At 43.7% G+C, this 12,898-nt stretch carries 9 protein-coding genes and 1 pseudogene; 4 read left to right on the forward strand and 6 right to left on the reverse strand.

Translation table 11 applies throughout. The annotated features are described in order from the left end of the window. Positions 1–79: 79 nt before the first annotated feature. From FDF36_RS19050 to FDF36_RS19075, 6 genes are all read right to left on the reverse strand, one after another. Positions 80–2,116 (reverse strand): BNR-repeat neuraminidase N-terminal domain-containing protein, encoded by a 2,037-nt coding sequence (locus FDF36_RS19050; RefSeq protein ID WP_220392393.1) that lies wholly within the window; start codon positions 2,114–2,116, stop codon positions 80–82. A gap of 7 nt (positions 2,117–2,123) precedes the next feature. Beyond that, a complete protein-coding gene (locus FDF36_RS19055) occupies positions 2,124–2,498 on the reverse strand; it encodes a hypothetical protein (protein ID WP_005811122.1) in 375 nt (124 codons plus the stop codon). 36 nt (positions 2,499–2,534) lie between these two features. Then, positions 2,535–4,154, reverse strand: coding sequence for a RagB/SusD family nutrient uptake outer membrane protein (locus tag FDF36_RS19060; RefSeq protein ID WP_005811120.1), 1,620 nt, complete (start codon positions 4,152–4,154; stop codon positions 2,535–2,537). A 22-nt stretch (positions 4,155–4,176) separates the two neighbouring features. Beyond that, positions 4,177–7,617, reverse strand: a complete 3,441-nt coding sequence (locus FDF36_RS19065; protein WP_220392394.1) for a TonB-dependent receptor — start codon at positions 7,615–7,617, stop codon at positions 4,177–4,179. Positions 7,618–7,801: 184 nt separating this feature from the next. Then, positions 7,802–8,770: a FecR family protein gene (locus FDF36_RS19070; RefSeq protein ID WP_220392395.1), complete on the reverse strand. Its 969-nt coding sequence runs from the start codon at positions 8,768–8,770 to the stop codon at positions 7,802–7,804. A 73-nt stretch (positions 8,771–8,843) separates the two neighbouring features. Next, positions 8,844–9,410 carry an RNA polymerase sigma-70 factor gene (locus tag FDF36_RS19075; RefSeq protein WP_220392396.1) on the reverse strand — a complete coding sequence of 189 codons (567 nt, stop codon included), beginning with the start codon at positions 9,408–9,410 and terminating at the stop codon, positions 8,844–8,846. A 617-nt stretch (positions 9,411–10,027) separates the two neighbouring features. On the opposite strand from FDF36_RS19075, the gene FDF36_RS19080 reads away from it, so the two are divergent. From FDF36_RS19080 to FDF36_RS19095, 4 genes and pseudogenes are all read left to right on the forward strand, one after another. Further along, on the forward strand, positions 10,028–10,780 hold the full coding sequence (locus FDF36_RS19080) for a DUF6714 family protein (RefSeq protein ID WP_220392397.1): 753 nt from the start codon (positions 10,028–10,030) through the stop codon (positions 10,778–10,780). Between the two features lie 76 nt (positions 10,781–10,856). Next, on the forward strand, positions 10,857–11,864 hold the full coding sequence (locus FDF36_RS19085) for an ankyrin repeat domain-containing protein (protein WP_220392398.1): 1,008 nt from the start codon (positions 10,857–10,859) through the stop codon (positions 11,862–11,864). 62 nt (positions 11,865–11,926) lie between these two features. Then, positions 11,927–12,394 (forward strand): hypothetical protein, encoded by a 468-nt coding sequence (locus FDF36_RS19090; RefSeq protein ID WP_220392399.1) that lies wholly within the window; start codon positions 11,927–11,929, stop codon positions 12,392–12,394. Then, positions 12,363–12,649: pseudogene (locus FDF36_RS19095) on the forward strand (transposase); the annotation flags it as partial. The gene FDF36_RS19090 and the pseudogene FDF36_RS19095, both read left to right, overlap by 32 nt. Positions 12,650–12,898 lie beyond the last annotated feature (249 nt).

Raw genomic sequence — 12,898 nt, forward strand, 5'->3', positions numbered from 1 at the left:
GATCTATTTTAGGCACGGATGTGACAGATAAACAGATACTCTTGATTCTGTGGAATCTGCACGATCCGTGCCTATCATTTTATTCAACCTCAAAGACGGTAAGTACCGCTGCATGGTCTGATGCCCACACATAATCTATCTCGGGAGCCGTACGTACTATTTTGGATGATAATACTTTCAGTCCTCCTTTATAATAGATGAAATCGATACGGGACATTTGCATTTGCCCGTAGATGGCGGCAACAGTGCCTCCCTGATATGCAACTTCGTCCGGATTCTTCTCACGGAAACTATCTTTGAAACCATTTTCCAACATATAGCGGGAAGCGGGGAAAGCCACCGGACCGTATCCGTGATGCAATGGTTTGGCTCGTTCTGTCCAGTCAAGATGGCTACACGAGTTGAAATCACCGGTGATGATGACCGGCATGTCTGTTTCCTGGTTCGGTACAATATCCTTTGTATAGATATTGCGGACATCGGACAGTGCCAATATGGAATCTTCAGCGACCCAGACAGAAGGATCCAGTCCTTTCTCAGCGTAACCACTTGTATATTCCGGACGGTAGGCATAACGAAGCCAACAGTCTACAAGCATTATCCGCTTACCGTTTGGTAAGGTTATTTTGGCTGGGTTCGATTTGAAGGGTTCCCGCCATGCTATGGGTTCCAACGGAAAGCGGCTGTACATAGCCAGGTTGTCTTTAAGAGAATGGGTTTTGAGATGATACCCTAATGAATCTGCCAGCATTTGTTGGATGCCATATGCTTCTTGCATCATGACCACGTCTGCATGGGTGCTTCGGATCAGGTCGAATACTCGCTGCTGCCCCTCGTTACCCAGATGAATACCTCCATGCCAGATGTTCCATTGAAGCACTTTTACTATATTGGAATGTGTTTGGTTGTTGCAAGTCACTTGTTTACGGACCTCTTCGGTAGCTGTTTCGGGAATATACTGTTTTCCGTTTAAGCGGAAAGAAGGTACGGAGGCATATAATGTATGTCCGGGAGTTGCCTCTTTTCTGACGTCGAATGTAAGAAGGAAATAGTTGATCCCCGGTTGTAACAGGATCTCTTCTCCCTGCTCCGGGCAGAGAGTCATTGACTGTTCGGGGATATGCCCGTTGCCAAACAGTTCTTTGCGTTGCACGGATCGTGCCTCACTCCCGGTAGAATAAATATGGATTTGCTCAATATCCGCAAGAGTGGTCGTGCCGGTGAAATCGAGTTTCAGCTCTGTCAGTTTCAGTGGTTTCCGGGAACCTTGTACGGCTATTCTCAGTTTTAGTGCCTGGTCGTCTTTGCTTCCTTGATCAACATCCCATTCACTTTGGATGACTACGGCATTGAATAACTGTTGTTTTCCGTCGTACTCTTTAAATGCGGTATTATCGTTAGGGACTGCATAAGCCAGCGGAGCTTTTCCATTGTATTTGTTGCGCCCATTGCGGATATGGTAAGCCTGATGTCCTTTGCCTACCCAATTGATGGATGTTTCTTCTTTCAGGTCGTTGAAGTTATAATATCCCCACAAGGATTGAAAAGCGGGATGACTGGCTTCTACGGGGCGATTCATCCATTGACGGATCGTTTGTTCCGGTAAAGCTTTGCGCCAAATGCGTACTTCATCAATCAATCCGCCGAAAGTATAATATACATCGTGAACTCCGATAGCACCGGGAAGGATGGAAATTGCCGTATCGGCTTTGGCCACTTGTTTTCCATCAAGATAAAGTATGGTCTGCTTTCCGTCACAAGTCAGTGCCACATGGTGCCATTGGTCATCCAATGCTTCCGGTGCCGAAAGATTGGCACGGGTAGAGTGAAGTTTGCCTTCTTTTACGACCAAAGGCAGATAGTCCACCCAGTTCAATTCACTGTATTCACCTCCTCCGATGATAACTTCAAGACTGTCCCATTTACAGTCGTTACCTTTAATCCAGGACTCCAAGGTCCACGAAGGTTCCAGAATTCCCATACCTGTCCGTACGTTATTGTCTTTCCCGTCGAGGCAGAGGGCGAGATTAGACTTCCCGCCTTTTGAGGCAGGAAGTTTACCCTGCATCTGCAGGGAGCAGCAGATGCAGAGGATGAATATTATTACATATTTCATTATGAATTTATTTGGTTTTGAAAGTCACGGTCCATGGTTTTGAACGTTTACCACTGGCCGAAATTACAGTAAACTCTTTGCTCAGTCCACTCCAGTCCTGATAGCCTCCGAGTGAAGGGGACAGGGTGGCTCCGGAAGAGAGTGTGCAGGTGGCAAAGACGTTGGACAGGTCAGTGCCGTTTTCTACGGTAATGGAGACGATACCTTCATCCGAAAGAATAACAGGGGTACCGATCTCTTCTTTATCCTGGTTATACACTTTAAAAGTCAATATTTCCGTTTTGTCATAATTCGGTACGTCCGGTATGTCGGGTTGTTCACACGAGACAAAGAGGCAGCCGGCAACAAAGCAGCAAATCAGTATAGAAATTATTTTATTCATAATCATGCTATATTTAAAATGTGATAAAATCAATCGTTAATATCCCGGGTTTTGTGTCAGTACGCTGGAGCGGACAATCTCGTCGTGAGGAATCGGTGTCAGGTACAAACGGTCATTCCAGGTACGGATGTCTGTTTTGGTTATCTTAAATTCCGTCGGTGAGACAAAGCGCACTCCATGCAGGGTCGTTTGGGTTTCGGGACCGACTTTCCAGCGGCGTACGTCGTAGAAACGTTGTTCCTCGAAAGCAAACTCGATGCGGCGCTCTTTCCGAATCAGTTCACGCAATTTTGCCGGATCGGATTCGGTAAGCGCAGGTAAGCCTACTCGTTGACGAATCACATTGACGGCTTTCCGGGCACCTTCTACATCACCGGTTTCAAGGCGCGCTTCTGCATCATTCAGATAAATCTCTGCGTAACGGAGGATGATCCAGTTGGTACTGAAGTCCGGACTGCTGGCGCCTGCGTACGGATAGTTATAGTTATCATAATCGATCCATTTCCAAACATTGTATCCGGTAAGTGAACCATCGCCTTTATCAGGAGTATCCATCAGATAGCGGTCTACAGTTACAGCACCTTTATCTGCATTGAAGAAAATCTGGGAACCATGGAAAACGATGTTGGCATAGAATCTTGGTTCACGTCCTTCATAGATGCCACAAGTGTTGATGTCGAATACCTGATCGGCGGGAGCCTGTGAGTATTGCGTGGCAGGTGAGCCATCTGCCATTTCAAATGCGTCAACCAGTTCTTGGGTCGGGCCGAGGCCACCCCATCCGCGATCACCATATTTATCGTTGATATATGTCACCATGTTGCACACCATCATGTTGTTGTAGACGTCCGGGCTTTTGTATTGGATGTCGAAGATGATTTCTTTGTTATCTTTGTTGGTAGTCCACCAGATAGAACGGTATTTTTCCGGAGTAGTGCCATCTACCAGTTCATATCCCAGTTTGTATACTTCGGCACAACTCTTGATCACGTCTTCGTAGCGTTTGTCATACAGTTCCACTCTTGATTTCAGTGCATAAGCAGCACCTTTGGTGGCACGTCCCTTTTCTCTTGAACCATAAGACGCCGGCAACATTTCGGTTGCCTTTTTGAGGTCGTCCAGAATGAAGTCATAACATTCTTTCTCGGACGAACGGGGAATTTCCCAGTTATCCTCCATGGTGAGTACCTTATCCAGTAGAATGACACCGCCATATCGCTTTACCATTTCGAAATAGAACATGGCACGCAAGAAGTGAACTTCTCCCGTAAGTCTTGACTTCTCGCTTTCTTCGATGGTAGACGTACCGATTCGTTCGAAAAAACGGTTGCATTTACGTACCTTTACGTAATAATCTTCCCATACATCGTCATCCTGAGGGTCGGAAGCGCTGACCATATCATAGTTGAATTTGAACCAGCTTGCACGATATTTATCCCGTTGTGCTGAGACAGAATTGTCACTTCGGTTTTCCTGTAATTGCAGTCCGTCTACGGAAATTTCACTATATAGATCGTTTACGTAATATTTCACCAGTGTTTCGTCCGACCAGAAAGAATCGTCGGCGATTTCGTCCAGTGGAGCTTTGTTCAATACATCGCACGAACAGAAGAGCAATACAAATATGCAGAACAGGGCTGTATTTATCTTTTTCATAATCACGTTTCAATTTTTAAATTTAGAATGTAATGTTAGCACCAAACACAAAGGTTTTCATTTGAGGATAAGCACTTCCGTCAGTAGAGCGCAACTCAGGATCGAAATATTTTATTTGCGACCAGGTCAGCAGGTTAGAACCGCTGAAGTAAAGACGCAATCCTTGAATTTCGGATACCTTGGACAGTAGCAGTTTCTTGAAGTCGTAACCTATTTCTACATTCTTGAGGCGGAGGTATGAACCATTACGCATCCAGAAGGAAGAAAACAACTGGTTATTGGCGTTGCCTCCGTAATACAGGCGTGGAAATTCCGCTTTCGGATTCTCTGGTGTCCAGGTGTTACCGATGTGATGTTCAAGCAAAGCTCCTCCGCGTCCCTCTATGTATGGGAAGGCCAGGTAACCATTGTAGTAAAAGTCTGCCAACGCTGCCCCCTGGAAGAAGAAGGTTACATCAAAACCTTTCCATTCGGCATTCAGGTTTAGTCCGTATACCAATTCCGGATAATTGCTGCGTCCGATAGCTATTTTATCTTCTGCGTCGATGATGCCATCTCCGTTTTGGTCTTTGTATTTAATGTCGCCTGCTTTGGCTTTGCCGAATTGCGGTTGAGGCCAGTTATTGGCTTCCTCGTCAGATTGGAACAGTCCCAGTGCTTCGTAACCGAAGTACTGACTCATGGAGTGTCCGGTACTGCGCTGTCTCGGGTTGTTTTTCTCTCCGGCAGGTTCCAGCAGGTCAATCACTTTGTTTCTGGCCCAGGTCAGGTTACCTGCAACGGAATAATTGAAATCGCGCAGATGATTGCGATGCGTAATGTTCAGGTCGATACCTCTGTTGTCTACTTTACCTACATTGGCAGCCGGTAATTTATATCCCAGGATAGCCGGCATATCTGTACGTTCACGCAGGATGTCGTTTGTCTTTTTATAGAACCAATCCGCTTCCAGATTGAGTTTTCCGTTGAAGAACGAGGCATCTATACCGATATTGAACATTTCAGAAGTTTCCCATGTAATGTTAGGATTCGGGAAACGGGTCTCAGTATATCCCGGGGCTATTTCCGGATTCTGGCCGCCAAATACGGCATCACCGCCGGTACCATAAGCGGACATATACTGGAATTGACCGATGTTGTCTGTTCCGGCGCGTCCCCATGAAGTTCTTAACTTCAGGTTGCTGAGTACTCCGGAGAAAGGTTCCATGAAAGGTTCTGCCGATATGCGCCAAGCTGCCGATACAGATGGGAAGAAACCATAGCGCTTGCTTTTCGGGAATTTTTCCGAACCATCGAGACGACCGTTAGCCTCCAGCATATATTTCTCTTTGTAGTTGTAAGTCAGACGGAAGACCGAACCTACTTTACCGGTTTCGGAGGCACTGCCGCTGTTGTCTTTGTCTTTGTCCGGCCCGGCAAACAATTGCTGGATGGAATAGATACGATATTTTGTGCGTGAAGCCCAGAAATTCTCGTCTGCCCCTTCCGAACGTGAGAATACGAATAATGCTCCCAATTGGTGATCTTGTGCAATGGTCTTGTTGTAAGCTGCCTGGAACTCGAATGTCATGGCTTGACTGGTTGAGTATGTCTGTTTTAGTTCGGCACCTTCACGGTTAGGTGAATGTCCGTCATATTCTCCTGTAATTTTGTTCCATACATAGAAGTCTACCGGAGTAGTCCATCTTTTGATGCTATTGAATATTTTATCGTAGGAGAAAATACCTTTCAGGTTCAAGCCCTCGAGTCCCGGAACATTGAAGTCCAGCATGAAGCGTGTGTTCAATACACTTTTACGGTCTTTCACCCAACCACCTTCGGTAGCCAGTCCGATAGGATTCACACCCAGTGACACTTTACCTAAGTTGCCGTCCGGAAAGCGTCCCGGGTCGGTCTGCGGGTTACGGTGCATATTGTTGAATACATCCGAAGTACTGCCTGCAATGCTGTTCCGGTCTTCCTGACGATAAGCCATGTCTGCCGATAAATTCAGATATTTGTCTACAATGTTGGCGTCTATATTAACACGTGCATTGTATCGGTTGAAGCCGGATGTTGATTTATTGGTGCGTGTGTCGCCATAGAGAGCATCCTGCTTCACGTAGCCGAATCCTGCAAAATATTTCACCTTATCTGAACCGCCGCTTGCTGTCAGACTGTGCATTTGCTGCCAGGCACGCGGAAGCAATACTTCTTTGTTCCAGTCCGTATTGGGATAACCGTAAGGGTCGGAACCGTCTCTGAACTTCTGCAACTCTTCTTCAGTATAAATGCCATACATACCCGGATCTTCGCCCAAGTCCATTTCTTTGTTGCGCCATGCATCGTTCATAAAGCGGGCATGGTCATAAGAACTGGCTATTTCGGGCATACGGGTAGGGGTACCAAATCCTATTTTGAAGTTATAGTCTACCTGTGCTTTACCGCTTTTACCACGTTTAGTGGTGATCAGGATTACGCCATTGGCTCCTCGTGCACCATAAGGAGCTACTGCAGAAGCATCCTTCAGTACAGTCATACTTTCTATTTCGCTGGGGTCGAGTTGCGACATGCTACGTCCGATGATGCCGTCCACTACAATCAAGGGAGAAGAGGAGGTTGGTGAGCTGGAACCACGGATGATGATGGTCGGGTCATCGTATCCGGCTTCACCGCCGGTTTGCTGGATCAACACCCCGCTGATACGTCCTCCGAGTGAAGAGGCCAGATTGGCAGTAGGTACATTCTTGAGTGAAGATACCTTTAGCGTAGAGGCCGAAGCGGTCACAGTCTGTTTTTTCTGTGAGCCATAGCCTACTACCACCACTTCGTCTAAGGTTTTAGTGTCTTCTTGCATTTGGATATTGAAAGACGATTTGCCATTCACCGGTATTTCCTGAGTCAGGTAGCCGATGTATGAAATCACTAATACTGATTTTTCCGGTACTTCCAGTGTGAAGTTTCCTTCTATGTCTGTGATATCTCCTGTTCCTGGTTGCCCTTTCAGCGAAATGTTAGCTCCGATAATCGGGTCACCGATCTGATCGATCACCACACCTTTGATTTTGATTTTGCGCTCTTGCTGAGTGATTGTCGTTTCGGACGCTTTATCTTTGTCTATATACAGAGAAATGTAGTTATTGGAGAACTTATACGTCAGTTTTTTGTTTCTGAGTGCCGTTTTCAGGATTTCCGTCACAGTGGCATGGGTGTTTTTTACCTCGACCTCCTGTGAAAGGTCAATTTCGGCATCACGATACATGAACAGATAATTAGTCTGTTTCTCGATTTCACGCATTAACTCACCGAAAGTCAGACTACTCTTGGAGAGAGTTACACGAGCCTCCTGCGATTTTACATTACCAGCCTGGAGCTGAAAGAGAAAAACGAATATAAAGAACACGGACAGTTTCATAATTCGTATAATATGTGTTAATTCAAGTTGTTGATGGACATACCATTTCTGCAACAAGTTTTTTTTCATAACTTTGTCGTACGTTTAAAGATTAATACTATAGGTCTATTTCGAGATGGATAAAAGATGGTATTGACTCTTTCGGGGGTGAGTGTTGGTAGCGCTCACCCTTTTTTGTCACACTATCCATTGTTGGGGTGAAAAATATTTAAGTCATAGTGCTGATTTGTTTTTAAAGGTTAGACATGGGTATTTAATAAATCTCATAATGCTCGTCATCTGTTTTTTTGAATTTGAAGTGGTATACTCCTTGCAGGGCTATCAGGATATTGTCCACATCCTCGCTTTGTCGGATTTTGCCGGAGATTCGTTCATCCAGCTTCACATCTCCGGTGAATTTGAACTGTACGTTGTACCACAGGGTCAGGTAATTCAGAATCTCTCCGAAGGGTTTTGAACGGAAACTAAAGATGCCGCTTTTCAGGTATTCTTCATTATCGAAGTTAGAGGTCGACACTACCATGCGGTTGTTTACCAACGATACTTTCTCGTGAGGATTGAGGTATACCTTCTCGTTCCTGTTGTTTTTGTTATAGACCAACACACGGCCTTCTACGAGGCAGGTCTCAAACTTATTCTCTTTTCCGGCATAGGCGAATACGTTGAATCGGGTACCCAATACTTGTATGTTGAACCGTTGCGTTTTTACGATAAAAGGTTTTTTGGCATTTTTGGTCACCTCAAAATACCCTTCGCCATTTAGCTCTACCGTACGGCTCTTCCGGTTGAATGCATTGGGGATTTTGATTTTACTCTGAGGGCTTAGCCATACGGAAGTACCGTCCGGAAGAGTCATGTTGACTCGTTGCCCTTTAGGGACATTGATTTCTGTATATAAGTCTTTTTGTCCGATCTGTGCATATCTGTTGCTAATAAACCAGGTAGTGGTGACCAGCAGACAGATTGCGGCTGCATACTTTAGAAGCCCGATACGGAAGCGGTGTATAGAACGTCGTTTCAGTCGTTTGTCGAATTCAGCTATACCTGTTGCGGTCTTTTCCCGGTCTCCTTCCTGTGATGTGAGTCCGGAGATGGCCCATACAGCTTTCATGCGTGCAAATTCTTTTTTAGCTTCCGGATTATTCCGGAGTTTATTCAAAAAATCCGCTTTTTCGGTGGCTGACATGGCACCTGTGAAATATTTTTTTAGTTCATCATTCATGGTTCCTTGAGTGGTTTTACAGTAAAGACAATCGGGGATGCATTTACCACCAAAGGAAATATAAAAAAAATTTCTAAATAATAAAAACAAGTAAGGGAAGATAGTCTTTAAGTTCTGATCTGAGTTTACGCAATGCGATAGATATTTGATTTTCAACAGTATTGACGGATATGTTCAGGCGCTCGGCTATCTCTTTATATTTTAATCCTTCTATCCGGCTGAGGAGAAAAATTTCTCTGCAACGTTCAGGCAACTTTTGCATTGTCTGGCTTAATAGATTTTCTACTTCCGGAATGGAGGAGACAGCTTCGTCGAACTGTTCCAAAGCATATAGGTTCAGTTGATATTCCAATTCTTCGTCTGCTTTCAGCGAACAGGTTTTAGCCTGAATATACGACTGGTGTTTCAGAAAGTTTAAACATCTGTTTTTGATCAGTGTGAAAAGAAAGGCATCCAGATGTTCTATGTTTTTCAGTAGGTCCAGATGTTCCCACAGATAAAGAAAGGTATCCTGCACTATGTTTTCTGCATCCTCTTCTGCAATGACATAGGTTTGTGAGAAGCGGAGCATTCTTACATAATATATAGAATATATGTCTGAAAAACTTTTTTGTGTTTCCAGTAGATGATTAGGCTGCATTTTTTTTAGCGGACTTATTTCTTTAATCTATAGTATAAGATATGTTTAGATTGCAAATATAACCAAATAGTTTGCAATGTGGGAGAGTAGTTTTAGTTTTTATTTTGCTTATTGTGAAGCATCTTTTTGAAGTTCGTTATAAGTTCTATAGTTTATAGCACTTAACACATAGAGGATTATGAAAACTAGGCGAAACACATCTTTCAGGATTATTCAACTTTCGCAAGTTCAACTTGCCAGTTTCAATTTGTAAATATCACAAATATGGTTCATCTCATCCGACCTGTTAATCATCGCATCATAGATATCCTCATCTGTCAATCCGAAAAGGTCAGCTATTGCTATGCTCAGTTCCTGGAGGGCTCTGTCATTTTTAACTATTTAGTCACGTCCATAATGGAATACATTGCAGTGCGCACATCATCTTTTCTAAGGAATGCACTGATTTCTGAAAGAAAGTCTGTAACTTTGTGTATTTGCATAGGGTGAGTAATATTTTTATTTGGTACTATAAATATACTCATTTTCTGTGATATACAGAAATCCCTATGCCTTTTTTATACCATGATACCAACTTTTTGAATTAACTTGCGAAACTTGAATAAAATATATGAACCATGAAAATACTGATTAGCGTCATGGGAATATTGGGGATATTTTCTTCCTGTACAAGTAGAAAGGAAAGTTTGACAGAGAAGAAAAAATCAACCCTAAAGGAAGTCAAGATGAAGAAAGACAGTTCTTGTTCTGACACTGATATGCTGCCTGTTGATGCTGGCTGTTCCGACAAGGGTAATGACACTATTGGAGTATATAATCGAAGGATTGATATTGAAGCCTTTGACCGGTGTTGTAATGATTCTGTTGATGGCTCTTCTTTTACAAGATTACCCAATGGTACTCTAAGAGAAATAGGCAAATACATTTATTATGATATGGCATTTTGTTATGTGATAGATTATCCTAAAGACTCTTATTTGTGCTATGAAAATAAATACTACGGGAATGGTAATATCAAATCGGAAAGAACTCGAATAATATATGGTAATATATATGTCGGTACTTCTCAAGGGTTTAGGTTCTACTTTCTGGCGTATATGTTGTTTGCATTGGAAGATAATGGGGGCGACATGATACCCGAAAGCATTGTTCATTCGCTGACATTACCGGATGCCAGAACGGAACGATATGAGTTTGTACGGGAAAGACTGGTGCTGTTCAGTGAGGGACAGAGGAAGGCTGTACTACACTTTTGGGGATATCTGGAACGATGCCATGCGGAAGATTTTATGGATATATGTGTGGGCGATTGGTGTTTGCCTACTCCACCCAGGGCAATTGAAAGGTGGTGGAATAGATTTGGAAATTGACCCTACAAGTTGAGGTGTAAAATTATTAAGATTTAAATGCCTCTGATTAAGAGGAAGAAAAATAAAAAATAAGAATATGGAAAAACTAAAATTGATAATACTTGCAATTGCTATATCTGTACCTGTTTGTAGCAGTTTAATATGGGCACTGTCAAAAACGTTTTGTATAGGAGGTCCTGTCGGTGGTGGTATTATTTTATTGTTTATCATACCAGCAGTGATTTGTATAGCATTTCCAACCACCCTGATATTGGCTGTTTATAAATGCAGTGAACCCGCAACCCGCAATATGATCTGGGGGGTAATGATTATTCTTTATATTATTCTTCCCGTGTATGTGGCAATAAGCGAGGTTAAAAGGCTGTATCATTGGCACGTGATAGATGAAGCACGGGAGAAACTTCGTGATGACAATATCTCTTACGAGGGTATGATTGCTGCATTATCACGTGCAGGGTATCAAGATAATTATTCGCTCACTTATATGCTTAGCCAAAATAGGATTGATTATGCAAAGCGCTATATGTGTGAAAATCCCAAAGCGGACTATGAGAATCTACCAGATATTATGAGCCAGTATTATTATACGAATAAGGTTCGTGATAATAAGAGCAATTATAACGATTCATTATCTATGCAAGCTGCTGTTATTACGGCATTTCTATTAGACAATGGGTGGGATATAAATGCTACCGGAACAAAGGAGCATAATGGCAGGGGAGGTGGTAGCATTAGGCGTACAGCACTATATCTGGCTATTTTAAACCGAGATCCTTACACGGCTAATTTACTTATTGAGCGGGGAGCTAATGTGAACAGCAGTAGATATTCTTGTTTATGGGTGGCTATTTTGGAGCATGATGTCAAACGTGTGCAGATGCTTATAGAGCAGGGAGCAAATCCGAATGAAGATTATCATGATGAATCTCTATTGTATATAGCTGTGAAAGAGAATAATACGGAGATTGTCAAAATGTTGCTTGATGCCGGAGCAAAGTCCAGAAGTGGAGAATTATTATTGCTACTTGTTGATAAACAGACTAATCCCGAGCTATGGGATCTGCTCGCACAAGAATATAAATAGTATAAAGCGTTTATTGATATGGAAACAACATCAACATTAAGCCAAGACTGCTGCGGGCAGCGGTGACGGCAGAGCCGGAGATTGCGGAGAAGGTGCAAGCTCTGGTAAAAACAATGGAAGGAATGATACGAAGAAATCAGGATGCTGGGGAATTTGCTGGGATGGAACAGCTTTCCGAGGACGGATGGGTGATGCGGTTCGTGGCAGATGCACCGAACAAGCTGCCGGAAGTGGTGACGTACAGCGACAAAGGATTCGAGGCGTATGTGATGCTGGTTGCCTTGTCACGAGAAGATGCGGCACTGCGGTATGTGTTCCGGCTATCAAGTTCGTATATCAACTACCGGTGTAACAGGGAGTTGCTGTACTTGTGCCGGATATTGCATATCTATCCCGAACGGGGGGATCTGAACAGGGTGTATAACCGCCTGGCGCAGTATGTGCAGCAAATGAAGCGGAAGCGTCCGCACTGCACCAAGAGCGAGGATTTGCCAAAAGGTGCTACGGTTCTGGCAAGACAACTGGGATAAGCTGTCCGAATGCTTTCAGTATATTCCGGCAATCCGTAAGCTTATATATATCACAAATACTGTTGAGGGGTATCACCGCCAAATCCGCAAAGTAACAAAAAACAAGGGCGTGTTCCCATCGGATACAGCCCTTGAAAAACTGGTTTATCTTGCATATCGCAATATACGGAAGAAATGGACCATGCCACTGGCCAATTGGCTACAATATCACAACAATTAGCCATAAAATTTGGAGAACGGTTTAAATTATTGTAATTTTACACTCGTCGGGACGGGTGGTCCAGCCCCTTGCCGCTGGCCATTCCCAGGCCAAAGAGTTTTTCCCTAAAAACAATGCATGACATAGTTTATTTTACACTACCCAATGTTCTTTGGGCTTTAAAGGTACCTTCCCCTGGTTCCCACTCCCTGCGGCATCTTTGAAAATCCGCTGCCTCTGTACTTGCTCTAATCGCAACTATCCCTTTCCGTCCGCCCCTTATCCCTTTTTCCAGGAAACCCCCT

This window comes from Bacteroides fragilis, assembly GCF_019583405.1.
GTDB lineage: Bacteria > Bacteroidota > Bacteroidia > Bacteroidales > Bacteroidaceae > Bacteroides > Bacteroides fragilis_B.